Source organism: Streptomyces sp. NC-S4, from assembly GCF_054353315.1.
Genome location: NZ_CM135937.1, coordinates 7,412,097 through 7,435,833, shown reverse-complemented (window position 1 = coordinate 7,435,833; position 23,737 = coordinate 7,412,097). Strand labels below are relative to the sequence as shown.

The following is a 23,737-nucleotide window of genomic DNA, read 5'->3' as shown; positions in this document are numbered from 1 at the left end:
GCCGGCGGGCATCGGCGTGCTGGCGAGAATCCGCTAACGAGGCCGCCACCGTGCTGGAGTCCTTCGTCCTGCTCGGCCACGGGTTCGAGAAGCGTGCCGCAGCGTCGCCGACGATGTCGTCCGTGCTCTGCCGGACCTCGCCCCAAGGGCCTACTGCTTGTCCGTCCAGGGGCGGAGATCGCCGCGGACGGGGTCGTGGAGCAGGGCGAGAGCGAGGTCGACGAGTCGATGGCGAAGTCGACCGATGGCCGCTGCGCCCACCCGAGCTGCCTGCCCGGTCCCAGGGTGCCTCGCCCCAGACCGGTCCGACCAAGTTCACCAGGATCTTGCCCGAATGCCGCAGCGGTCACCGGCTACCCGATGTTCCCGTTAGAACTACCGGCCGAGGAGCAGACCCAGCCGTGAGCCGGAATGCAGGAGACGTCAGACTGTTCCAGTATGGGAGCCGGGTCGGACGTGTCGCTGTCCACGGAGGTGAATACGTTGATCTCGCCCGGGCGGCGCCGGGCCAGTGGAGCTGAACGAGACCTTCGGCCGCACGGACCAGTTCCCGGGTGGGCCACGGGTACGTCATGCGCCGTTCCGGCCTGTTCAGATGCCGGGCCGTACTCCCCTCGGGGTGAGGGCTGAAGACAGCAGCGCGTCCCTGGCCGACCGGTGGCCTCACGATCACCGTACTTGAGGCCCGAGCAGCCACAGCACCAGGCTGAGAACGGCCTCCGGCAGCCAGCGCGAGAGGACAGCGGGCATGGCAATGCCTCATCCGATCAACGGTCGGCACGATCGTCAGGACTCGAAGCTCTCCCAGGCCGCGGCCACGGTCGGGATTGACCTCAGCGCGTGGGATCAGGGCCCGGTCTCCTCAGGCTGCGGTGAGCGGGGCCGTGCCCAGCACGTGGTGCGCGAGGTATGGGCCGGCGCGGCCTCCAGGGCACCGCGATGAGTACGGCCGCGACTCCGTCCCCCTCCACAGCCGAGACTACCGACGGTGCGGGGGGATCGGGGAGTGCCTCCGGACCGTCGATCCTCACCCTGACGATGAATCCCGCAATCGATCTCTGCTGGGAGGTCGATCGCCTGGAGGGCATCGGAAAGAACCGTGCGCGGGTCAGGTCGGTGGCCGTCGGGGGCGGAGGGATCAATGTCGCCCGTCATGTCGTACGGCTCGGAGGACGAGCCACCGCCTTCCACACCGCCGGAGGCGAGGTCGGCTTGCGCCTGAACCGACTGCTGGACGAAGAGGGCATCGACCACGTCGCCGTCGACATCGACGACGAAACCCGCGAAGCACTCGTGCTCTTCGAAACGCAATCGCACCGCAGTTTCCACATCGTGCCGCCCGGCCCGCGCCTGCACCGGCGCGAGGGAGAGCGGTGCCTGGAGGTGCTGGAGCGGTTCGTGGCCGGCAGTCCCTCGTACGTCGTCGCCAGCGGCAGCCTGCCCGCCGGACTGCCGGACGACTTCTACGCGACCGTCGCCCGCCGGGTCAGGAGAGCCGGATCCCGGCTGATCCTCGACACCTCCGGGCCGGCGCTCCCGGCAGCGCTCGCCGAGGGCGTGTTCCTGTTCAGGTGCAACCGAACCGAGGCCGAGAGCCTGACCGGCCACCCCGTCAGCGGCTTCGACGACGCCCGAGCCCTCAACGAACGCCTTCTCACCACGGGGGCCGCCGAGATCGCCGTCACCACCCTCGGAGCGCTGGGCGCGCTGTGCTCGACCGTGCACGGCCACACCGAACTCCACGCACCGCCGCTGCCCGGTGAGCCCCTGAGCGACGCCGGAGCGGGAGACAGCATGGTCGCTGCCCTCACCACGCGGCTGGCCGCCGGCGAGGACCCCGTCAGCGCCTGCGCGCTGGGGGTGGCCACGGCCGCCGCGGCGATGCTCACCCCCGGCACCGAACCGTTCGACGTGGAGGTGGCCCGGTCCCTCCGCCCACAGGTGCGGACCGCCCGCCGCGGCTGAACAGGGTCTCGCCGCACCTGCCTGTCCCTCGTCGCCGGATCTCGGGACTAGCCGAAGGGCACGACGGCGACCGGTGCGGCACGTGACCGATGTGGGGCCCCATCGGCGCCGGGTGCCTGCGGCGCCCGACCACCACGAGTTCCGCGCCCTCCGAGGCGTCCACGAGCTGGACTGCGGCCGCTCCGATGACGGCTTCCTCGACAACTTGGACGTCCGGGTAGCTCCTGCGCAAGGGCCGGACCAGTTCTGCCAGAGCAGATGCGACGTGGCCACCGACCGTCTCGCCAATGCCCGGATCGGCCACCATCGCGTACACGGACGGACCGGGCAGAGTCCAGCCGTGCACGACGCGAACCCTCACGCCCCGACGCGCCGCCTCCAGGAACGCGAAGGCGAGCACGGGCGTGTTCGGGTGTCGGAGGTCGGCGCCCACGACGATCTCGCCGACAGCCGGTCCGGGCACCTCTCCCGCGGCCGGGGCGTCCGCCCGGTCTGCGCGTACGAGCACGACCGGCCGGTGGGAGCGGCGAACGACGGCCAGAGAAACAGACCCGGCCAGGAACCCCACGAGTCCTCCGAGCCCGCGGGAGCCGAGCACCATGAGATCCGACTCGTCGGCGGCCGCACTCAGCAGGGAGCCGACGCGCCCACGCACCTCTTCGGTCGTAACCTCCAGCCCCGGGTGGTCCTTGCGCAATTGCTCGGCCGTGTCGCGGAGCAGTCCCGTGGACCGCTCCGCACCGTAGGCGGTGATCGGGTAGGGAATCGCGGGCGCGACCGGCCACTCCTCCACATGGACCACGTGCAGAGGGGCCTCGCGCCGTACGGCCTCGCGCGCGGCCCAGGCGGCCGCTGCGAAGCTCTCGGAGGATCCGTCCAGACCCGCTGTGACCTGAACCGTCATTTCGTACCTCCTCCCAGACACGTCGGCCCGGAACGACCGGAAGCGTCCGAGCGAGCGCGGTCTCCAGCTTCGCGCTCCGACTTCGGTGGCGTGAGGGGCCGACTGGGCCGAAGAGCTGCCCGAAAGACCCATGCCCGAGGCCGACGGATCGCCCACAGTGGCAGCACCCACCGGATCCGGAGGTACGGCCATGACCGACACTGCACCGGGAAGGTCTGGTACTCGGCTGCCGGAGGCTGCCCACCGGCTCGATGTCGCCCACGTCGACGGCGATGTCTATGTGGTCGACGTGCGCGGCCACAGCTTCCGTGTCGACCAGCCCACGGACGCGGGCGGCACGGACACCGCGCCCACGCCGACCGAACTGTTCGCGGCCTCCTTGGCCACGTGCGTCGCCTTTTACGCGGGGCGCTACCTGCTCCGCCACGGTCTGTCGAGCGACGGCCTGGCCGTGCGGGCAGAGTTCGCCATGGCCACCGACCGACCCGCCCGGGTGGCCGCGGTGCGCCTGGTGATCGAGCCGCCCCCGCAGATGCCCGAAACGCGGCGCGAAGCTCTTCTCGCCGTCGCCTCGCACTGCACCGTCCACAACACGCTCCAGCAGCCGCCGGAGATCGGGATCGACCTCGCGTCGTAGCCGCCGCTCGGCGCAAGACGCTGATCCTCTGCCCTATGAATCACGCGGTTACCGGGGCTATGTTCGTCACCTCGACGCTGAGGGGGATGGATGGGCCCTGCGAGGTGATGATCGACGCCCTGGCGGAAAAAATCCTCGGGGGCAAGGTCGGAGGCGCTCTCCACCTGCCGTTCCGGTGGAAGCAGAAGAATGCGCCACGTCGCCTGTCCTCCCCCTTTCACGTCGAGGCCAGCACACCCGTCCAGACCGATCTCTCCTGCCGTCTCGACCTGCGCTTCCGAATAGGGCTGGACAAGCCGTGGGAGTACAGCCTGATGCTGCTCCACCCCGGAAGCGGCACGATCCTGCGCCGCCTCGATGTACGAGGTACACACCTCGACCGCGAAACGGGCGAGCGCTTCATCAATCGCACACACAAACACAAGTGGAGTGAGCGGCGAGGCAACAAGGACGTCTATGCCCCCGACGATATCCGCCACGCGCCGGACCCGATCGCCGACGCGACCCTCACCTCTATGGACGAAGAGTACGACCGCGTAGTCAGGGACTTCGTCCTGGAATGCAAGATGGGCATCTCCGCGGGCTACGTTTGGGTTCCGCCCGCGCCGCCGATACCGACCCCGACGCTAGAGGGATTCGAGGAGTACCCATGAGCACCTCTCCCCTCGACCCGCGCCTGGCAGAGGACTTGCGCTGCTGGCACATCACACCGGCAGGTCGCCCGGGAACCGTTGCACTCACAGGACGCTCGTACTTCGCCGATGGGGACGGAGTCACCGTCCTCCTGCGGGTGTCAGGAGACGACGCACTGGCCAGCGACGGAGGCTCCATGGTGACCCGCCTGGCCGATGCCGGAGTAGACGTCTGGGGAACGACTCGGGCGGCGAACGCCTGGAACGAGACACTCAACGCGTTCCACCTCAGCGAGGTCGACGGACGAATCGTCGGCCGTCGGCCTCTGGAACAGGCGGCAACGCTCGTATCCGACATCAGCAGCGCCATGCTGACCACCGACGGCCTGCGATGGCTCGCAGCTCCCGACCGGGACAGCAGGCTCGTACGTCAGCTCTACGCGTACCTCGACGTTGTCCGCATCTCCTACGACCGCCGCCCCACCGTAGAGCTCCCCCGCGGCGCCAAGGTACGCCCCACCGCCCGCATCAACCTGCCCAAACGAACCGTCTTGGTCCAGGCCGTCGGTGGCTCCGAGCAGGGCCTGGAACACGCCCTGTCCCTCGTGCAGCGCATCGAACGCGCGGACTACGCCTTCGACCAGCGCCTCGTACTGCTGAAGGGCAACCCCCAGGCGTGGCCCGCCGACCATCTCGACCTCTTGGCGGACCACACACCGGTCGGGTTCTCCGACCGCATGGACGCGGTCACCCGATTCCTCAAAGAGGGCACTCCCCTGGAACGTCCGGTCGCCCCCGAGCCGTAAGTCTCGCGCGCCCGTGCGGTGTTCCGCGGCCGCCTGGCGGTCGGGGCGTTCCGGCAAGGCTGTTGTCACCTGTCCACAATGCCTGCTGCGTGGCCACGCACACACTCCGGCGAAGGATCGCACGCCTGGGCTGCTCCGCCGGCCAGGTCCCAGGCGCCGGTGTCCGCAGTGGGCAGCTCCCGCTGCCCACTGCGGACATCTGGACTCGACACATCCCCCGAGCGAATCTAACTACTAGTCAGTAAAGTCAGCAAAAGGTCAGCATTCGTCTGAGCAAAGCTGATTACAGCCTGCGACAGATGAGACTCGACCACCGGCACCGGGGGCTGTCGGACCATGCCCGGGAGCCTCTCTTCCATCAGGAGAAGCGGAGGGCTGGGTGCGAGTGCCACCCCCAGCCCCCATCCGCATAAAGCAGCAGGTCAACGAACCCTTCCCCTGGGCTTCAGGTGCGTCGGAGGCAGTTCCGGGGAGGGAATCGGAGGGCCGTCGTAGCCCTTGACCTCACCGAACCGCGACCCGTTCATCCAGTCTTCTCGGGCCTGCGCGATATCATCGTGTGACCGTCCGATCCAGTTCCAGAACATCACGATCTCCTCCTCGAACGGCTCGCCGCCCAGGAGCATCAGGGAGGCGTCCGAGGTCGCCCGCAGGGGGAGTTCGGTGCGGCCGCAGCCGAGGTAGAGCATCGAGCCCGGGAGGACCGGGACGCCGTCCACGTGGGCCTCGCCCGACATCGACAGGACCGCGTACTCGAAGTCGGGGTCGACGGGGAGGCGGGTCTCCGTGCCGGCCGCGAGGGCGAGGTCCGCGCCGACGATGGGGGTGTACGCCGTCCCGGGCGAGGTCGCGGTGTCCAGGGTGCCCAGGATGACCGTCGCCGTCAGTCCCTGGGCCGTCACCCGCGGGAGGTCCGCGTGGTGCTGGAAGTGCGGTTCCACGTTGCGATGGGCGTCCGGCAGGGCCACCCACAGCTGGGCGCCGTGCAGGAAGCGGGCGTGCGGGCGGGGGCTCTCCTCCGAGTGGCTGATGCCGCGGCCGGAGGTCATCAGGCCCAGCTCCCGGGGCCGGATCGTCTCCAGGCTGCCGACGCTGTCGCGGTGCAGCACCTCGCCCTCGTGCAGCCAGCTCACCGTCTGGAGCCCCGCGTGCGGGTGCGGCGCGACCTGCATGCCGGGCTCGTCGGCGATGTCGTCCGGGCCGTAGTGGTCCACGAAGCACCAGGCGCCCACCATGCGGCGGCCCAGGTTGGGCAGGAGCCTGCGGACCTCGGTGGACTCTCCGAGCTTGACCGTGCGCGGGCTGAGGAGCTCGCGCACCGGTTCGGCCACGACGAAGCCGCGGCCGCCGCACGCGGAGAGAGCGGGCTGGCGATCGAGATTGCTCATGTGGACAACCTAGCCCCGAGAGGGCGGCGGCGGAGGGCGGAATGTTCCACGGCCGAGGCGTGTTGGAGGCAGCGGACAGATCACCCGAACGATGGAAGGGACACGATGAGCGCGCCGACGACGTACTTCGAGCACGGGACGGCAGCCGAGCGCTGGGCGCGCGCCCAGCTTTTCTTCGACGCGAAGGAGTACGCGACGGCCGCCCGCATCCTGGAGACTCTGGCGGGCGAGGCCGCCGAGCAGCTGGCGCCCCGGCTGCTGCTGGCGCGCGCCTACTACCACTCCGCCCAGCTCTCCCGCGCCGAGCGCGAGCTGCGCGCCGTCCTGGAGCGCTGGCCGGTGGAGGACTACGCACAGCTGATGCTCGGTCGCACCCTGGAGCGCCTCGGCCGGGCCACCGAGGCCCGGCCCTACCTGCGGATGGCGGCCGCGATGGCCGGCGAGTTCCCCGAGTAGCGCGCCGCCCGGCCCCGCGCATGCGGGGTCGGGGCTCCGGCTCCGATAGCCTGGGGCCCATATGAACCGCCTCACCACACCCTTCGGCTCCTACGAGCTCACCCGCTTCCCCGAGGACCCGCGCGACCGGCTCCGCGCCTGGGACGCCGCCGACGAGTACCTGCTGCGCCACCTCGACTCCGGTACCGGGGAACGCGGGCCGGTGGACCTGGCCGCCGCCGGCCGGGTCGTCGTGCTCGGGGACCGCTGGGGAACGCTGACGACGGCGCTCGCCGCGTACCACCCGACGCAGATCACCGACTCCGCCCTCACCCGCGCCGCCACCGCCGCGAACCTGGACCGGGCCGGCATCGGGACGTCCAAGTCGACGGTGACCCTGCTGACCACCCAGGACCCGCCGCCCGAGCGGATCGACGTCCTGCTGGTGCGCGTACCCAAGAGCCTGGCGCTGCTGGAGGACCAGCTGTACCGGCTGGCCCCGCACGTGCACGCGGGCACCGTCGTCGTCGGCACCGGCATGGTCAAGGAGATCCACACCTCCACGCTGCGCCTCTTCGAGAAGATCCTCGGCCCTACGAGGACGTCGCTCGCGGAGAAGAAGGCCCGGCTGATCTTCTGCACGCCGGGCACCCCCGGGGCGACCCGCCCCGCGTCCGCCGGGCCGTGGCCGCTGACGTACACGGTGGACGAGGACGCCGGGTCGGCCTCCGGCCTGTCCGTCGTCAACCACGCCGGGATCTTCTGTGCCGACCGGCTCGACATCGGCACCCGCTTCTTCCTGCAGAACCTGCCCACCAACACCGACGGTGCCCGGGTCGTGGACCTGGGCTGCGGGAACGGCGTCGTCGGCACGGCCGTCCAGGTCCACGACCCGGACGCCGAGGTCGTGTTCACCGACGAGTCGTACCAGGCGGTCGCCTCGGCGCGGGCGACCTACCGGGCGAACATCCGCGAGGGCCGGCGCACGGCCGAGTTCCACGTCGGCGACGGGGTCGCGATGCTTCCCCCCGGCTCGGTGGACCTCGTGCTGAGCAACCCGCCCTTCCACTCCCACCAGGCCACGACGGACGCAACGGCGCTGCGGATGTTCGCGCAGTCGCGCAAGGTGCTGCGGCCGGGCGGCGAGCTGTGGATCGTCGCCAACCGGCACATGGGCTACCACACCCATCTGCGCCGGCTGTTCGGCAACAGCGAAGTCGTCGCGAGCGAGCCGAAGTTCGTGGTCCTGCGGGCGGTCAAGCAGGATCGTCCGCGGCCCATGTGACCTGCCGGTAGCTCCTACACTCTGGCGCGTGAGCAGCCAGGTGGAGGACGGGAGCGGTGGCAGGCGCTACCGCCGCGAGGACGTGGCCCGCGCGGCCGGGGTCAAGGTGCGCAACCTGCGCTACTACCAGGAGCGCGGGCTGCTGCCGCCGCCGCGCCGGGAGGGCCGGATCGCCTGGTACTCCGACGACCACCTGACCCGGCTGCGGCTGATCAGCGATCTGCTGGGGCGCGGCTACACGGTCAACGGCATCGCCGAGCTCCTGAACGCCTGGGAGCAGGGCGGCGGACTGTCCCAACTGCTGGGCCTGGAACGGGAGATGACCCGGGACTGGGTGCAGGAGGAGCCGGTGACGCTGTCCCGCGGCGAACTGCGGGAGCTGTTCGGTCCGACGGCCACCGCCGCGGACACCCGGCGCGCGGCGGACCTCGGCTACGTGACGGTCGACGGGGACCTGGTCACGTACCCGAGCCGACGGCTGCTGGAGGCGACGCTGGCGCTGGTGCGGCAGGGCGTACCGCTCGCGGAGGTCCTGGACGCCGGGGAGTTCGTACAGGCGCAGGCGGCGGCGGTCGCCGACCGGTTCGTGGGGCTCTTCCGGCGGCACGTGATCGACGCCGCGGGCCCGGAGGGCCTGGAGCGGCTTTCGGCCACGCAGCTCCAGCACATCACGGCGGCGGTGACGGCTCTGCGCCCGGTGGCCGGTGAGGTGGTGGCCATGGAGTTCGCGCGGGCGATGGCCCGGCGGGTGGAGACGGAGGTCGCCGAACTGCTGCGTACGGAGCAGTAGGAGTCGGCTCAAAGGGTGCACTCGCACAACCTTGCCAACCCCCATTGGCACTCTTACATTCAACTCGTCGGTAACAACGGTGCACAGCCGAAATAAGGGACGACCTCATGACCGGTTCCCCGCATTTATCCGACCCCTCCGACGACGACTCCGGGCGCGTGCGCTGGCGCCGGTTCGCCGTCCTGACCATCCCCGCCGTCGCCGTGACCGCCGGCCTCGGCATCGCCCTCGCGCAGGGCGTGCTGGCCGCGTCCTTCGCCGTGTCGGGGCAGCAGTTCAAGGTGTCGGCGAGCAGCCTGGAGGGCGAGGGCTTCGCCCAGTACGGCAGCGTGGACGTCAACGCCCGCCAGGAGCTCATCCCCGTGGCCGTCACCGCCATCCGGGAGGCCAAGCTCCACAGCCTGTGCCAGTCCGTGGTCACCTCGCTCCCGGTGATCGGGGACATCTCGCTCAACCTCACCGCCGGACGCAAGGCCCCGGTCGAGGCGAGCAACCTCTTCGTCGACGCGACCCAGCTCGCGGGCGACGCCGTCTTCAGCAACATCGAGATCGGGCGCGACGCCTCCACCCTCGACAAGGGTCCGGCCGAGGCCCAGGGGATGCAGGACCTCTTCGCCCAGCAGGCCGACACGGTCAGCATCACCGGTCTCCAGCAGACGGCGTGGGCGACGAACGCCGGCACCTTCAAGCTCTCCGGGCTCAGCATGAACGTCAGCAAGGGCAAGAAGGAATGCTTCTGAACCTGCTGCGGCGCTGGCGGCACTGGCGGCGCAGCAGGCCCTTCTGGGGCGGCCTGTTCGCGGTCCTGGCCGGGGCGTGGATCTGCGTCCTGCCGCTGGCACCGCTGAAGATCATGCTCCAGCAGGGCGTGGCGGGGATCCCGTCGGTCCTGATGGGCATCGTGATGATCGTCCTCGGGCTCGCCGCCTGGTTCTCTCCCTCTCAGCGTTCCCTCGCGGGTGTCCTCACCACCCTGATCGCCACTGCCGCCCTGGTCCTGTCGAACCTCGGCGGGTTCCTGGTCGGCACCCTGCTCGGCATCCTCGGCGGCGGCCTGATGTTCGCCTGGCAGCCGGACGCCGCCCGGCGTGCCGGTAAGGCCGGGAAGCCCGACGGGGCCGACGTGGCCGACGTGGCCGACGGGCCCGACGGGCCCGACGAAGCCGGGACCGCGGAGTCCGCCGTGGCCGCACCCCCTCCCCCCACCCCGCACCACGATCCCCAAGGAGCACAGCCATGAGCCGCACGCGCACCGCGCTCGCCCTCGGCACGGCCGTCGCCGGAGCCATCACGCTGGCCTCGGTCACCGCCTCCGCCGCACCCTTACCCCTGGCCGGGTCGACCACCGTCACCCCGGCCGGGCACGCGTTCAAGGCCACCCTCAGCGGGAAGGCCACCCTCAAGGCCGGTTCGGTCACCGTGACCTGCACGGTCTCCGTCGCCACCGGCAGCGTGCCGGGCGCCCCCGGCAACAGCAACCCGGCCGGGCCCGTGTCCTCGCCGATCTCCGCGCCCACGTACAGCTCGTGCACCTCCAGCACGTGGGGAGTGACCCCCACGGTCACCACCAGCGGAGCCTGGTCGGTGTCGATGCAGAACGGCGCCCCGATCACCGCCACCATGGGTCTGCCGGTCGGCGGTCTGGTGGTCCAGACGAGCGGGCTCGCCTCCTGTACGGTCACCGCCGCCCCCACCGCTCCGGCGAACGTCGGCGGCACCTGGGCCAACGGCGCTCCGTCGACGCTGACCTTCACGAACGTCTCGGTTCCCGTCACCGTCACCGGCGGGTTCGGCTGCCCGACGAGCGCGACCACGTCCGTCTTCAACGCGGTCTACAAGGTGACCGACACCACCGACCCGGCGCAGCAGATCACCGTCGGCCCCTGACCTCCGCCGGTCCCCGGCCGCAGGTCCCGCAAGAGCCCGCCCGGCCCCGGTACGTCCGGTGCCGGGCGGATCCCGTCCGCCCCCGCGCGGAAAATGCGTTGCCGTCACCGGCGCGGACGGGCCAGGCTCGCCGGTATGTCCCAGAGCACCGAGCCCCAGCCGTCGCAGTCCGCCGACTCCGCCCCGCGCCCGCCGCGGCGGGACGTCCTCGACCTCTTCTCCGGCGGCCGCCTCACCGTGATCCCGCGCAAGGCCGCCCGGCGCGAGCAGTTGCTCACCCACCTCGCGCAGACCCTCTTCGCGGCGGACCGGGAGTACTCGGAGCCCGAGGTGAACGACGCGCTGCGCACCGTGCACGAGGACTGCTCGGCGCTGCGGCGCTATCTGGTCGAATCCGGCCGGCTCGCGCGGACCCGTGACGGACGTACCTACCGGCGGACGGCGACGACCCGGTAATGGGTCGTCAGCCGGCCGTCGTCGCCGAGCACGTGGAAGGCGACGGCCGGCGGCTCGTCGAGGTGGACGTGCTCGGAGGACCCGGTCGGCGCCTCCCACGGCAGCCGGAGCGTGGAAACCACCCCGGGCGCGACCAGGACCGGCCGGCCCGCGAAGGTGGTGGCCGCGGCCGTGTGCGCGTGCCCGCACAGGAAGGCGGTCAGGTGCGGGTGGCGCTCGACGAGGGCGGCGAGCCGTTCCTCCCCGAACTGGCGGATCTCGTCCACGTACGGGGTGTGCAGCGGCACCGGCGGGTGGTGGAAGGCGACCAGCACCGGGACCTGCGGCGCAGTGTCGGTCAGTACGCCGTCCAGCCAGGCCAGCGTGGACTCCTCCAGGAAGCCGTGGTGCTCGCCGGGAACGGACGAGTCGCACACGGCCAGCACGAAACCCTCGCCCCGCAGCACCTGGTCGACGGGCCCGGTGGAGGGGGACCCTCCGGACCGCTCCCCCAGCAGGCCGCGGCGGAAGGCGGCGCGCTCGTCGTGGTTGCCGGGGCAGACCACCAGGGGGTGGCGCGAGCGGAGCAGTTTCGAGGCCTCCTCGTACTCGGCGTCCTCGGCGTGGTCGGCTATGTCCCCGCTCACGAGTACGGCGTCCAGGTCGTACGGAAGGGCGTCGAGGTACTCCATGACGGCGCGGGTGCGGTCGGCCGCACGCCGGTCACCGTCGAGATGGACGTCGCTGAGGTGGGCGATCACGATCACGTGCGGTGTCTCCTTCGTCTCCGGTCAAGAGATGTGGTGGACACCCATTCAACAGGCCGAACCACCGCCCACCCGCTGCGGGTTGCCGGTCCTCAGCCGGTGCTGCGGGGCCGTGCGCGGCGCATCAGCGCCCACCCGGCCGCCGTGAGCACGACGGCGCTCCCGGCGAGGGAGGCCACCGCCGCTCCGGTGGAGGCGAGCGCGCCGCCGCCGACGGTGGTGGTGTGACCGCCGCCGCCGACCGTCGCACCGGCCGAACCGCCGCCGACGCTCCCCGGGGTGCCGGACGTACCGGATGTACCTGACGTGCCACCGGATCCGCCGTCGGAGCCGCCCGCCGTGCTCCCGGTCGAACCGGTCGAACCGGTCGAACCGGTGGAGCCCGTCCCGCCGGTGCCCCCGGCCGTGGCGGATCCGCCGTCGCCGCTGCCGCCCGTCGTGGTCTGCGGGATGCTGACGGTGAGGGTGGCCGCGGCGGTACGGACCGCACCGGCCTCGTTGCTGAACTCCGCCCGGTAGCGGCGGCCGCTGTCGGAGAGCGCCGCCGTGAACGTGTACACCGGCGACGTGGCGCCCGCCACGGCCTGCCAGGTCCGGCCCGCGTCCGTACTGACCTGCCAGGCGACGGCGGGCCGCGGGGTCCCCTCGGCCGCCGCCGTGAACGAGACCTCGGTCCCGGCGGCGACCGACCGGTCCGCCGGTCCCCGGGTGACGCGCGGGGAGGTGGACCGCTCCAGCCGGATGATCCTGCCCGCGACCGGGTCCGATACGAAGACGGCGGCGCCGCCGGGCTCGACGGCGACGGCCGCGCTGCCCAACTGCACGTGGATCCCCGGGAGTACGACCGGCTCGACGACCTCCTGGAGGTCGCGGGTGCGGTGGACGGTGAGCGTTCCGTCGTTGTCGCTGCCGGGCTGCGCGGTGTCCCCCGCGTCCTGCCACACGACGAAGGCCTCGTGCGTGGTCGCGTCGAAAGCGGCCGCGCGGGGCATGTCGCTGCCCGTGCCCCGCAGGGTGCCCAGCCGCTTGCCCGTCGCGTCGTGGACGACGACGGCGGAGTCCAGCCCGACCCACACCGCGCCGGTCTCGGGATCCACCTCCGTGAAACCGCCGAACCCCTCGCCCGCCGGGAGGTCCACGGTCGCGGTGACCCGGAAGGTGGCCGCGTCGATCCGGTACATCCGGCGGTTGCCGATGTCGGTGAACCACACCGTGCCGCGCGCCGCGTCGACCGCGAACCCGTCCCCGCCCTCCAGCGTGAGAGAGCGCTTGACGGCGGCGGTCGCGATGTCGACCTCCGACAGGACGGGACCCTGCGCGACCAGCACCGTCGAGGGGGTGAGCCCGGCGGTGGCGTGGGTGACGGCCGCACCCGGCACCCACGCGCCCGCCGCGGCGGTGTCGCCGTCCTTCGCGGTACCGATGCCGCGCAGCGGATAGGAGAAGACCGCCCCGTCACCGGGCAGCGGCGCGAGCAGCTGCCGCACCGCCCGCCGGCCGAGCGTGCCGGTGGGTCCGGGAGCCTGGCCGACGGTGCTGCGCAGCTTGCCGTCGGCGGGGTCCAGGACGTGCAGCCCGCTCTCGTTGACGTCGGCCGTCTCGGGCAGGTCGTCCGAACCGACGTAGAGCTTCTTCGAGTCCGGGTGCAGCAGCAGGTCACGGGGTTTGCCCGCCATGGCGAACCGCGCCACCGCCCGGTACGCGACGGTGCCCTGCGGTACGTCGGCCCCCTCGCCCCCGGCTGCCGATACGGGGCTTCCGGTGGCGGCCGAGGCCAGTACGAGCGCGAGCGCGGCGCAGGCGCCGCCCGCACGACCGGGGGTGAGGGGGTGTCGGGGTTTCATGGCTCCTCGTCGACGGGTCGGGGAATCGGCCGGAGCGGGCTCAGTTGAAGGTGACCGGGACGTGGACGTCGTACTTGCGGTTCGAGGAGTTGAAGTGGTCGGCGCGCGTGACGATGGCGCACTCGACCGTCTCGCCGCAGATCTGGCCGCCGCCGAGGTCGGCCTTGACGTGGATGGTGACGCTGAAGGTGCCGCCCGTACCAAACTTGGAGGTGTTGGCGAGGGTTCCGCCGAAGACGTTGTTGACCCAGTGCGAGGCCCCGGTGGTGCCCGACTGGTCCGAACCGCCCAGGCAGGGGGTGGGCTTGCTCGCGCCCGGTGCGCCGCTGACGGCACAGAGGCTCACGTAGACGCCCTTGGAGGTGTTGTACCCGCTGCCGGTGACCGTGACGTTCTGACCGGCGGCCGCGGCGGTGGAGGGCGCGGTGAGGCTGAGGTTGTAGGTGGTCCCGCCGTCCGTGACCGTGCGCGTCGAGGTGGCGGCCGAGGCGGAGCCGGCCGCGCCGACGGCGAGCGCGACGGCGGCGGAGGCGGCGACGGCCGCGCGGGCGGCGGTACGGGGCAGGGAGGCAGCACGCATCACTGGAGCACCTTTCAGGCACAGGAAGTCGCGGAATTGAGGTAAGGCTAACCTAATATCGATCAAGGTTGCACGCCTACTTCGCGCCATCTCCCCCGCAGTGACGATCGGTCAACTCTGTTTCCCCACAAGCCGTTGCGCGGACGGCGGGGACAGGACGGCGACGCAGAACGGCCCGGGCGCGCCATGCGGCGCGCCCGGGCCGTGTCCGGCCATTCCCCTCGGGGCCGGCCTTCACCCCCGGTAGGTCTCCAGCAGCCGCAGCCAGACCTCGCTGATGGTCGGGAACGACGGCACCGCATGCCACAGGCGCTGGATCGGGACCTCCCCCACGACCGCGACGGTGGCCGCGTGGATCATTTCCGCGGCGCCGGGGCCGACGAAGGTCACCCCGAGGAGGACCTCGCGGTCGAGGTCGACGATCATCCGGGCCCGGCCCTTGTAGCCGTCGGCGTACAGGCCGGCTCCGGAGACCTTGGACATGTCGTAGTCGACCGCGCGCACCCGGTGCCCGGCCCGTTCGGCCTCGGCGAGGGTCAGGCCGACCGCGGCGGCCTCCGGATCGGTGAAGACCGCCTGCGGGACGGCGCGGGTGTCGGCGGTCGGCGTGTGCGCGCCCCAGGGCGCGGTGTCCAGCGGAGTGCCGGCCGCGCGGGCGGCGATCACGGCGCCCGTGATCCGCGCCTGGTACTTGCCCTGGTGGGTGAGGAGCACCCGGTGGTTGACGTCCCCGACCGCGTACAGCCAGTCGTGCCCGGGCACCCGGCAGGTGTCGTCCACCTCGATCCACCGGCCGGCGGGCAGTCCGACGGTGTCCAGCCCGATGTCCTCGGTCCGCGGCGCGCGCCCCGTCGCCATCAGCAGCTCGTCGCCCTCCAGCGTCTCGCCGCCCTCCAGGACCACGCTGACCGGGCCCGTCGAGCCGTCCCGAACGACCGCCTCGACGGACACCCCCGTACGGACCACCGCCCCGGCCTCGCGCAGCGCGTCGGCGACCAGTTCTCCCGCGAAGGGCTCCATCCGCGGCAGCAGCCCGGAATCGCGTGCCAGGACGGTGACCTGCGAGCCGAGGGCCTGCCAGGCGGTGGCCATCTCGACGGCCACCACCGAGCCGCCCACGATCAGCAGCCGGCCGGGGGCCTCCTGCGCGGAGGTCGCCTCGCGGCTGGTCCAGGGGCGCGCCCCGGCGATCCCCGGGAGGTCCGGGATCACGGCCCGGGTACCGGTGGCGATGACCACCGCGTGCCGGGCCGCGAGGATGTGGTGCTCGCCCTCGGGGCTGGTGACGGCGACCTTGCGGACCCCGTAGAGCCGGCCGTGGCCCCGGTACACGTGGGCGCCGATCGAGTCGATCCAGTCGATCTGGCCCTGGTCCTTCCAGTCGCCGGTCCAGTAGTTGCGGTGCGCGAGCACCGCCGCCGTGTCCAGGGGGCCCCGGACGGCGCCGGCCAGGCCCGGCACCCGGCGGGCGTCGGCCCGGGCCAGCGCCGGGCGCAGCAGCGCCTTGCTCGGGACGCAGGCCCAGTACGAGCACTCGCCGCCCACCAGTTCGCTCTCGACGAGCGCCGTGCTGAGACCGGCGGCGCGGGTCCGGTCGACGATGTTCTCACCGGCCGGCCCCCCACCGAGGACCACCACGTCGTACTCCACCGCTTCCGACACCGACACCGTCCAAGGGTTCCAGAGGGTCCACCAGGACCCATGGGAATCCCGGTCGGGGCTAATGCTCCGTCACTCTACGTGTGGTCCGCGAGAGGTGGCCGGGATGACGGGCGGCTTCGGCGTGGTGGCTGCCCCGCGTCGGCCGTGCCGGCCGGGCCGGGTCACCTGCCGACCGACCGCCAGATGTGGTCGGGCAGTTCGCGGGCGGCCTCCTCCAGATCGACGTCCCCCACGGTGAGCCAGCGCCGGACGACGCCGACCACCGGGCCCATGGCGAGCGACTCGACCAAGGGGGCCGAGAGCGGGACGAGTTCGCCCGACTCCTGGTGCGCGTGGATCCAGAGGGTGATCGGCGTCAGCCGGGCCTCCTGGGTGTCGCGGATCTCGCGCGCGTGGGCCATGCCCAGGCGGTCCGCGGTGACGGAGTGGACGAGGCGGGCGGCGTCGGGATTGGCCTGCACGAAGTCCAGGTAGGCCAGGACGACGGCCCGGATGCCGGAGCGGGCGTCGGCCGCCTGGAGCAGCGCCGCCCCCAGCTCCGCCAGGAGCTGCTCCAGGGCGCCCAGCGCGAGGGCGGCGACCACCCCGTCCAGGCTGCCGAAGTGGTGGTAGATGCTCCCGGAACTGACCCCGCTGGCGCTGGTGATGGCTCCGAGGGTGAGACCCGCCTCCCCGGACGAGGCGTAGAGGCGCAGCGCCGCGTCCAGGACCTGTTCGACGGTGGCTTCGCCGCGTTGTTGCTTCGGCATCGGGCAGGCGTCCTCGGTCTCATAGCTGCGGCGGATCCCGTCGATCCTCGTCGGGATCGCCCCAAAGCGCCATTACTAGATTTCTTTCTAGAAAGACTTTCCATTCTTCGGACGGGAGGTCCACACTGGGCCGCGTGCCGGAGAAGGGGGAGACGTGGTGTATCACGTGGAGTTACCGATCGGTGGAACGGCCGGGCCGCAGGACGTGGTGCGGGTCGAGGTCGTGGCGACCGGCGAGGACGGACTGGTCCGGGTGGCCCGTCCGGGGCAGGTGATGGCGCGCGCCTCACGGACGCTGGGGGAGATGGTGACCGGGATCCGGCCGGTCGCGCAGAGCTTCGTCGACGGCTTCCGCGGCATGGCCCAGGCTCCCGACGAACTGAACCTGGAGTTCGGGCTGTCGGTCTCCGCCGAGGCCGACGTCGTGATCTCGAGCACGGCGGCCGAGGCCAACTTCAAGATCTCGCTCACCTGGACCCGTTCCCCGTCCGACGGCCCGCCGCCCGGCGCGGCCGCGGGCCCGCCGCCCGGCCCCGCCGCGGCGGAGCCCGCGTCGTGACGGGGCCTCAGGCTTCGGAGGGCGTCGGCCCGAAGGCGCTGAACGCGGCGGTGCTGCGGATCCGCGACCTGCGCGGGGATCCTGTCGGCCTGGGCTTCCTGATCTCCCCCGAGCTCGCCCTCACGTGCGCCCACGTGGTGTCCGCGGCGCTCGGCACGCCGCAGGACGAGGAGCCCGCGCCCGCCTCCCGGATCCGCGTCGACCTTCCCCTGATGTCCGGCCCGATGTCCGGCCCGGCGTCCGGCTCCGCCCCGGACACCGCCGCCGGAGTCGGCGCGAGCGTCGAACGCTGGCTGCCGCCGCGCGAACCGGGCGGCGGCGACATGGCGGTCCTCCGGCTGGACGCCCCGCTGCCCGGCGCCCACCCGGTGCGGCTGATCGAGACCGAGCGGGTGTGGGGGCATCCGGTCCGGGCCTTCGGCTTCCCCGCCGGCCGCCCGGGCGGCGTCTGGCACTCCGGAGTCCTCCGGGAAGCGCAGGCCTACGGATGGATACAGGCGGACCTGGCCGACGGCGGCTATCCCGTCTCCCGGGGCTTCAGCGGCACGCCGGTCTGGGACGAGAACGGCGTCGGTGTGGTCGGCATGATCGCCGTCGCCGAGTCGGGCCGGCCCCCGGTCAGCTATCTGATCCCGACGGCCGGCATCCTCCAGGCCTTCCCCGAGCTGCGCCCGCTGACCCTCCCGCCGTCACCGTTCCGCAGCCTCACGGCGTTCCGGGAGAGCGACGCCCCGCACTTCTACGGCCGACGGGCCGAGAGCGACGAACTGGACCTCGCGCTGGCCGGCGAGCGGTGGGTGACCATCGTCGGCGCCTCCGGATCCGGCAAGTCCTCCCTGGCCCTGGCCGGAGTCCTCCCCCGGCTGCGGCGATCGGGGGCCGCGGCCGTCGCCGTCCGGCCGACCCACGGCAGCAGTCCCCTGGCCGTCCTCGCCGCCGCGCTGCTGCCGCTGCTGGAGTCCGGGCTGTCCGAGGCGGGGCGCCTCGCGCAGATCTCCGAACTCGCCGGGGTACTGCGCCGCGGCGGCCTCGCCGACGTCGTGGCCCGGGTACTGGACCTGTCCGGCAGCCGTCGGCTGCTCGTCGTGGTCGACCAGTTCGAGGAACTCCTCGCCCTCGACCCGGAAGCCGTCGACGAACTCGCCGATGTCCTGTTCGACGACGCCCTGCCGCAGCCGGTCCGGGTGCTCACGACGCTACGGGCCGACTTCCTCGAGATGGCGCTGGCGCATCCCCGGCTCGGCGCCGTCATCGGCCGCCGCGTCCACGCCCTCGGCCCCCTGGGCCCGGAACGGCTGCGCGAGGTCGTCACCGCACCCGTGGACGCCGTACCCGGGGTGCGCTACGAGACCGGCCTCGTGGACCGCATCCTGCAGGACACCGGCACCGAGCCGGGCGCACTGCCCCTGCTGGGGTTCACCCTCGACCTGCTGTGGCGCGAACAGCGCGGGGGGCTGCTCACCTACGAGGCCTACCAGGGCCTCGGCGGCGTCACCGGGGCGCTCAGCCTGCACGCCGACCGGGTCTGGGCCGAATACGTCCCCGAAGCGGACGAACCGGCGGCCAGACGGCTGTTCACCCAGCTCGTCCGGGTCCCCGTGGGATCACCGGCCGCGACGCGCCGGCTGGCCCTGCGCGCCGACCTGGACGAGGAGCAGTGGCGCGTGGCCCAGCGGCTCGCCGCCACCCGGCTCCTGGTGACCGGCCGCAGCGCCGAGGGCGGCGAGACCGTCGAGCTCACGCACGAGGCCCTCATCGGCGGCTGGGAGAAGCTGGAGCGGTGGGTCGAGACCGACCGGTCCTTCCTGGTGTGGCGGGAGTCCCTGCGCCACGACATGGACCGCTGGGAGCGGGCCGAGCGCACCTCCGAGCTGCTGCCGACGAAAGTGGCCCTCGCGGGCGGCGCGCAGTGGCTGCCCCGGCGCGCCGCCGACCTGAGCCCCGGGGAACGCGCCTACCTGGATGCCGGCCGCGCCCACCAGCGCTCCCGGACCCGCCGGGTGCGCGGCGCCTGGTCCGCGGTCTCCTTCATCGTGGTCCTGGCCGTGCTGCTGGGGTCACTGTTCCTGGTCGCGCGGCGGGAGAGCCGCGAACGCGACGCGCTCGCCACCTCGCGCGCCCTGACGCAGGCGGCGCAGGACGTCGCGGCCACCGACCCCGCCCAGTCCGTGATGCTCGCGCTCGCGGCGTACCGGACGTCTCCGACCCAGGAGGCGCAACCAACTGCTGCGCCAGCACCTGGCGTACGCGGACAAGAGCCGGGTCGTCTCGGGCCTGCTGGGAACGGTACTGGGCATGCAGAGCAGCCTCGACGGCAACGTGGTGCTGGCCACCTCCAGGAACGGCAGGGCGACGCTCTTCACGGGCGTCACGACCGGCCGGGTCCGCAGCGCTCAGGTTCCCTCGGTCGGGCAGGTGAAGTTTCCGTTGGTCTCGGCCGACGGGAAGCGGGCCGGCTACGTGCAGGAGGACGGGGTCTCCGCGTGGTTCCCGGTGCACGCCGACCGTGCGGAGCCGATGGGCGAGCTGCACAAGCTCGCCCCCGCTCCGGGAGCGGCCATCGGCACGGACAAAGGGCTCGCCCCCACCATGTCGGCGGACGGGACACTGATCGTCCACCGGGTGCTGGACCACCTGGTCTGGTGGGACCTGGACAGCGGCGCCATCGCCCGCTCCACGCGTGCGCCCGAGGACCAGCCCGGCGGCAGTATGGACGACCTGTGGATCGGCGCGGACAACCGGACCCTGTTGCTGCGGCGGCACAGATCGGGCACCAACAACACGGGCCTGCTCGTCTACGACCCGGCGACCGACGCGAGCCGCGTCGTCGCCGACGGGGTGGACGTCATCGAGCTCTCCGGAGACCGGACGGCAGCCGTGGCGTGCACCGAGCACGGCGACGGCGCGGCTGTGAGCCTGCTGCGGATCTCCGACGGCACCCCACAGGGGAAGCCTTACGTCGAGCAGGACAAACGGTACAGGTCCGAAATATGCCTTCCGCATGCGGTCAACACGGACGGCACCCGGGTGGCGCTGTCGGCCAACAACTCGCGTCGGCTGGTCGACCTGCTGCAGCACAAAGTGCTCTCCACCGTCCCTTCGGCCTTCACCAGCCGGTCGAACCAGCTGGCATCGGCCGACGGCAAGCTCTACGACGTCGCACACCAGGACTCCCTGATCACCTACACCGAACTCCCCACCGGAGAATCCGTGCTCCAGGTGGGCCAGCAGATCCTCACCCACGACGGCGGCAGGACGATCAGCCTGCTCGCCGACGGCTCCGCGCTGCAGGTACGGCCCGCGGCACCGGGCGCCAACGACCAGCTCATCGCCGAGGCCCCGCGCCGGACGCCGTACCGGAAGCCCAGGAGCACCGACCTCATGAGGCTGAGCAAGGACGGCCGCCTGCTCGCGGACCTGGAGGGGACCAACGTGGTGGCCGTCCTCGACGCCTCCACCCTGCGCCGGCTGGCCACCATCACCGCGGCCGAGCCGCCGGCCCCGGCCACCACCACGCCACCGATCCTGGGAGGCGGCGAGGAACCGGACTTCCAGCACTTCTTCGACGCCGCCGGCAACGTCCTGACCGTCTCCGGGACCATGGTCCAGCAGTGGGACGCGCATACGGGACGGGAACTCGCCCACTACGACGCGAAGGCCCTGCTGCCCACCACGGGGACCGTGCCGCACACCGCCATCGGCCCCTACCCGGCCCCGGACAAGGTGAACGTGACCATCTGGGGCGATCCGTCGGTGCGCATCGTCGACATCACCACGGGCACCGTCACGGAGACCGTCCGCACCACCGAGGACGTCCTCGCCGTGCAGTTCGACCCCAGCGGCCGCTACTTCGGGCTGATGCGCCGGGGCTCGATCGTCGAGCTGTGGCGGCGCGACCCGCTGCGCAAGGAGATCGGTCCGCTGCGCAGCACCGCCGAGGATTCCGCCACCCCTACCGTCACCCGGTTCCGGGACGGCGACGGCCACTTCCTGATCGCCGCCAACAACGCCGTGCGGACCTACGGCATCGAGGAACGCGCCCTCCTGGAGTCGTACGAATTCGGTCAGCCGCCCGGCGAGGCCTCCTTCTCCCTCTCCTCGGCACGCCCGTATTCCTTCATGGACATGTCCAAGGACGCCGGCACGGTGATCCACGCCGCCCCCTCCGGCCCCGGCGGTGTCCTGTCGCTCGATCCCCGGTCATGGCAGCGCGACCTGTGCAAGGCCATCGGCAACCGGACGTTCACCGCCGAGGAGCGCAGGAGCCTGCCGGTCCGCGTCCCGGCGCAGCCGGTGTGCCCGGCGGGCTGAGGCGCCGGGAGCCGGTGCTGATCCGCCGGGCTCGCGGGCCCGGCGGATCCTCGGGCCTCACACCGCGGACCTCAGGCCTCCGCAGTGCCCTGCTCCCCGCCGCGCGCACCCTGGGAGCCCTGCTGCTCCGCGGCGATCTTCGCGCGGACCTCGTCCATGTCGAGGGCCCGGGCCTGGCCGATGAGGTCCGTCAGGGCCGCCTCCGGCAGCGCGCCGGGCTGCGCGAAGATGGCCACCTGGTCCCGGACGATCATCAGCGTCGGGATCGAGGTGATCTGGAAGGCCCCGGCCAGCTCCTGCTGGGCCTCGGTGTCCACCTTGGCGAACACGAGGTCGGGGTGGGCCTCGGAGGCCCGCTCGTAGACCGGTGCGAACTGCAGGCACGGCCGGCACCAGCCCGCCCAGAAGTCGATCAGCACGAACGGGTTCTCGCTGACCGTCTGGTCGAAGTTTTCCTTGGTGAGCTCGACTGTAGCCACGGTGTCCAGACCTCCTGATTGAGCCGTCTGCTCGTTGAACGAACGTCGTGCCTTCCGCATTCCGCATTCCGCCCGTACGGGGCACGAGTGCTAGAAGGGGTGGCCGGCCGGGGTGCTGCGGGCCGTGGTCCAGCGCAGTTCCGTGAAGGCGTCGAGGTTCGCCTCGCCGCCGAAGCGGGCGCCGGTGCCGGAGGCGCCGACTCCGCCGAAGGGGGCGACGGCCTCGTCGTTGACCGTCTGGTCGTTGATGTGGGCGATCCCGGTCGGGATCCGCCCGGCCAGGTCGAGCCCGCGCGCCGCGTCCCGGGTCACGATCCCGAGGGAGAGGCCGTAGGGGCCCGCCGAAGCCAGCGCCACCGCCTCCTCCTCCGTGGCGAAGGACCGTACGGGTGCCACCGGGCCGAAGACCTCCTCGGCGTAGGCGGGGGTGTCGTCGGCGACGCCCGCCAGGACGGTCGGCCGGTAGAAGAGGTCCCGGTACGTGCCGCCGGCCACCAGCTTGGCCCCCTGCCCGGTGCTGGCCTCCACCAGCGCGTGGACGCGGTCCAGCTGGGCGCTGTCGATCAGCGGGCCCAGGTGGACCCGCTCGCGGTACGGGTCCCCCACGGCCAGTTCGTCGGCGCGCGCGGCGAGCCGCTCGACGTACTCGTCGTAGAGCGAGGTGTGCACGAGGTGCCGCCCGGCGGTCATGCAGATCTGGCCCTGGTGGAAGAAGGAGCCCCAGGAGGCCTGGGCCACGGCGGCCTCGATGTCGGCGTCGCGGAGCACGACGAGGGCGGAGTTCCCGCCCAGTTCCAGGTGGACGCGCTTGAGGTGACGGCCGGCCAGTTCCCCGACGGACCGGCCCGCGGCGGTGGACCCGGTGAAGGACACCACCCGCACGCCGGGGTCGGCGACGACCGCGGCGCCCGTCCCGGCGCCGCCGGGCAGGACCTGCAGCAGCCCGCCCGGCAGTCCGGCGGCGGCGAAGACCGCGGCGAGCGCGAGGCCGCCGCAGACGGCGGTGCGCCGGTCCGGCTTGAGCAGCACCGCGTTGCCGAGTGCCAGCGCCGGCGCGACCGAGCGGATCGCCAGGATCAGCGGGGCGTTGAAGGGGGCCACGACCCCGACCACCCCGGCCGGCACCCTGCGGGTGAAGGACAGCCGGGGCGCCTCGCTCGGCAGCACCTGCCCCGTGGGGCGCGAGGCCAGCGCCGCGGCCTCGTAGCACTCCTGCGCGGCGACGTGCAGCTCGAAGTCGGCCTTGCCGGGTATCGAGCCGGACTCCCGGACCAGCCACTCCCGCAGCTCGTCGGCGTGGTCGGTGAACAGGTCCCCGGCGCGGCGCAGCACGGCCGCCCGCTCCGGGTGGGTGGTGCGCGCCCACTCCCGCTGCGCCGCGAGGGCCCGTACGGCGGCCTCCGCCACATCGGCGGGCGCGGCGAGGTCGATCGTGGCGAGGGTGCGGCCGGTGGCGGGTTCGACGACCGGGGCGGAGCCGCCGGTGAAGGTGGGTCCGTCCTGCCAGAGCGTCGGATCGAGGAGCGGCATGGCGCGGGGCCTCCGGTGGGGATGGGCGGGGCGGGGGGCGGCAGCACGCGCCATCGTGCCAGACCGGAGGCTCCACATCTGTTCAGTTATTG

Annotated in this window: 22 protein-coding genes and 1 pseudogene; 14 read left to right on the top strand and 9 right to left on the bottom strand. The window is 72.3% G+C overall.

The annotated features are described in order from the left end of the window. Nucleotides 1-909: 909 nt before the first annotated feature. Complete coding sequence (locus ACXNSR_RS33265) at nucleotides 910-1,965, top strand: 1-phosphofructokinase family hexose kinase (RefSeq protein WP_458639059.1); 1,056 nt, start codon at nucleotides 910-912, stop codon at nucleotides 1,963-1,965. On the opposite strand, the gene ACXNSR_RS33260 is transcribed toward ACXNSR_RS33265, so the two are convergent. Next, entirely contained in the window at nucleotides 1,886-2,869 is a 984-nt protein-coding gene (locus ACXNSR_RS33260) for a universal stress protein (protein WP_458639058.1), read from the bottom strand. The genes ACXNSR_RS33265 and ACXNSR_RS33260 overlap by 80 nt on opposite strands. Nucleotides 2,870-3,059: 190 nt before the next feature. Between ACXNSR_RS33260 and ACXNSR_RS33255 the strand changes: the two genes are divergently transcribed. From ACXNSR_RS33255 to ACXNSR_RS33245, 3 genes are read left to right on the top strand one after another with little or no spacing between them, the layout of a single operon-like run. After that, entirely contained in the window at nucleotides 3,060-3,506 is a 447-nt protein-coding gene (locus tag ACXNSR_RS33255) for an OsmC family protein (RefSeq protein ID WP_458639057.1), read from the top strand. 35 nt (nucleotides 3,507-3,541) lie between these two features. Continuing rightward, the gene (locus ACXNSR_RS33250) at nucleotides 3,542-4,159 is read left to right on the top strand and encodes a hypothetical protein (protein WP_458639056.1); all 618 of its coding nucleotides are present in this window, start codon (nucleotides 3,542-3,544) and stop codon (nucleotides 4,157-4,159) included. Further along, on the top strand, nucleotides 4,156-4,944 hold the full coding sequence (locus ACXNSR_RS33245) for a hypothetical protein (protein WP_458639055.1): 789 nt from the start codon (nucleotides 4,156-4,158) through the stop codon (nucleotides 4,942-4,944). Before ACXNSR_RS33250 ends, ACXNSR_RS33245 begins: the two co-directional genes overlap by 4 nt. 422 nt (nucleotides 4,945-5,366) lie before the next feature. On the opposite strand, the gene ACXNSR_RS33240 is transcribed toward ACXNSR_RS33245, so the two are convergent. Beyond that, entirely contained in the window at nucleotides 5,367-6,332 is a 966-nt protein-coding gene (locus ACXNSR_RS33240; protein WP_458639054.1) for a pirin family protein, read from the bottom strand. Between the two features lie 105 nt (nucleotides 6,333-6,437). On the opposite strand from ACXNSR_RS33240, the gene ACXNSR_RS33235 reads away from it, so the two are divergent. From ACXNSR_RS33235 to ACXNSR_RS33205, 7 genes are all read left to right on the top strand, one after another. Next, complete coding sequence (locus tag ACXNSR_RS33235) at nucleotides 6,438-6,788, top strand: tetratricopeptide repeat protein (protein ID WP_458639053.1); 351 nt, start codon at nucleotides 6,438-6,440, stop codon at nucleotides 6,786-6,788. Nucleotides 6,789-6,849: 61 nt separating this feature from the next. After that, nucleotides 6,850-8,052 (top strand): methyltransferase, encoded by a 1,203-nt coding sequence (locus ACXNSR_RS33230; protein WP_458639052.1) that lies wholly within the window; start codon nucleotides 6,850-6,852, stop codon nucleotides 8,050-8,052. A gap of 28 nt (nucleotides 8,053-8,080) precedes the next feature. After that, nucleotides 8,081-8,842 (top strand): MerR family transcriptional regulator, encoded by a 762-nt coding sequence (locus ACXNSR_RS33225; protein WP_458639051.1) that lies wholly within the window; start codon nucleotides 8,081-8,083, stop codon nucleotides 8,840-8,842. A 107-nt stretch (nucleotides 8,843-8,949) separates the two neighbouring features. Next, on the top strand, nucleotides 8,950-9,582 hold the full coding sequence (locus tag ACXNSR_RS33220; protein ID WP_458639050.1) for a DUF6230 family protein: 633 nt from the start codon (nucleotides 8,950-8,952) through the stop codon (nucleotides 9,580-9,582). Then, nucleotides 9,573-10,082 carry a DUF6114 domain-containing protein gene (locus ACXNSR_RS33215; protein WP_458639049.1) on the top strand — a complete coding sequence of 170 codons (510 nt, stop codon included), beginning with the start codon at nucleotides 9,573-9,575 and terminating at the stop codon, nucleotides 10,080-10,082. Before ACXNSR_RS33220 ends, ACXNSR_RS33215 begins: the two co-directional genes overlap by 10 nt. Continuing rightward, entirely contained in the window at nucleotides 10,079-10,729 is a 651-nt protein-coding gene (locus ACXNSR_RS33210) for a hypothetical protein (protein ID WP_458639048.1), read from the top strand. Before ACXNSR_RS33215 ends, ACXNSR_RS33210 begins: the two co-directional genes overlap by 4 nt. 135 nt (nucleotides 10,730-10,864) lie before the next feature. Beyond that, on the top strand, nucleotides 10,865-11,185 hold the full coding sequence (locus tag ACXNSR_RS33205; protein ID WP_458639047.1) for a DUF2087 domain-containing protein: 321 nt from the start codon (nucleotides 10,865-10,867) through the stop codon (nucleotides 11,183-11,185). On the opposite strand, the gene ACXNSR_RS33200 is transcribed toward ACXNSR_RS33205, so the two are convergent. The 5 genes from ACXNSR_RS33200 to ACXNSR_RS33180 all read right to left on the bottom strand — a co-directional run bounded on the left by ACXNSR_RS33200 (nucleotide 11,158) and on the right by ACXNSR_RS33180 (nucleotide 16,766). Further along, complete coding sequence (locus ACXNSR_RS33200) at nucleotides 11,158-11,931, bottom strand: metallophosphoesterase (protein ID WP_458639046.1); 774 nt, start codon at nucleotides 11,929-11,931, stop codon at nucleotides 11,158-11,160. The genes ACXNSR_RS33205 and ACXNSR_RS33200 overlap by 28 nt on opposite strands. Before the next feature lie 92 nt (nucleotides 11,932-12,023). Continuing rightward, the gene (locus ACXNSR_RS33195; RefSeq protein WP_458639045.1) at nucleotides 12,024-13,775 is read right to left on the bottom strand and encodes a hypothetical protein; all 1,752 of its coding nucleotides are present in this window, start codon (nucleotides 13,773-13,775) and stop codon (nucleotides 12,024-12,026) included. 40 nt (nucleotides 13,776-13,815) lie between these two features. Beyond that, entirely contained in the window at nucleotides 13,816-14,355 is a 540-nt protein-coding gene (locus tag ACXNSR_RS33190) for a hypothetical protein (RefSeq protein ID WP_458639044.1), read from the bottom strand. 234 nt (nucleotides 14,356-14,589) lie between these two features. After that, entirely contained in the window at nucleotides 14,590-16,017 is a 1,428-nt protein-coding gene (locus ACXNSR_RS33185) for a dihydrolipoyl dehydrogenase family protein (RefSeq protein ID WP_458643465.1), read from the bottom strand. Nucleotides 16,018-16,178: 161 nt separating this feature from the next. Then, nucleotides 16,179-16,766: a TetR/AcrR family transcriptional regulator gene (locus ACXNSR_RS33180; protein ID WP_458639043.1), complete on the bottom strand. Its 588-nt coding sequence runs from the start codon at nucleotides 16,764-16,766 to the stop codon at nucleotides 16,179-16,181. A gap of 166 nt (nucleotides 16,767-16,932) precedes the next feature. Between ACXNSR_RS33180 and ACXNSR_RS33175 the strand changes: the two genes are divergently transcribed. The 3 genes and pseudogenes from ACXNSR_RS33175 to ACXNSR_RS33165 all read left to right on the top strand — a co-directional run bounded on the left by ACXNSR_RS33175 (nucleotide 16,933) and on the right by ACXNSR_RS33165 (nucleotide 21,636). Beyond that, nucleotides 16,933-17,325, top strand: coding sequence for a CU044_2847 family protein (locus ACXNSR_RS33175; protein WP_458639042.1), 393 nt, complete (start codon nucleotides 16,933-16,935; stop codon nucleotides 17,323-17,325). Then, a pseudogene (locus ACXNSR_RS33170) lies at nucleotides 17,322-19,133 on the top strand (S1 family peptidase); the annotation flags it as partial. The gene ACXNSR_RS33175 and the pseudogene ACXNSR_RS33170, both read left to right, overlap by 4 nt. A gap of 487 nt (nucleotides 19,134-19,620) precedes the next feature. Next, complete coding sequence (locus ACXNSR_RS33165) at nucleotides 19,621-21,636, top strand: hypothetical protein (RefSeq protein ID WP_458639041.1); 2,016 nt, start codon at nucleotides 19,621-19,623, stop codon at nucleotides 21,634-21,636. A 71-nt stretch (nucleotides 21,637-21,707) separates the two neighbouring features. Here ACXNSR_RS33165 and ACXNSR_RS33160 read toward each other — a convergent pair whose 3' ends face one another. Then, on the bottom strand, nucleotides 21,708-22,115 hold the full coding sequence (locus ACXNSR_RS33160; protein ID WP_458639040.1) for a thioredoxin family protein: 408 nt from the start codon (nucleotides 22,113-22,115) through the stop codon (nucleotides 21,708-21,710). 90 nt (nucleotides 22,116-22,205) lie between these two features. Further along, entirely contained in the window at nucleotides 22,206-23,645 is a 1,440-nt protein-coding gene (locus ACXNSR_RS33155; RefSeq protein ID WP_458639039.1) for an aldehyde dehydrogenase family protein, read from the bottom strand. Nucleotides 23,646-23,737: the final 92 nt, after the last annotated feature.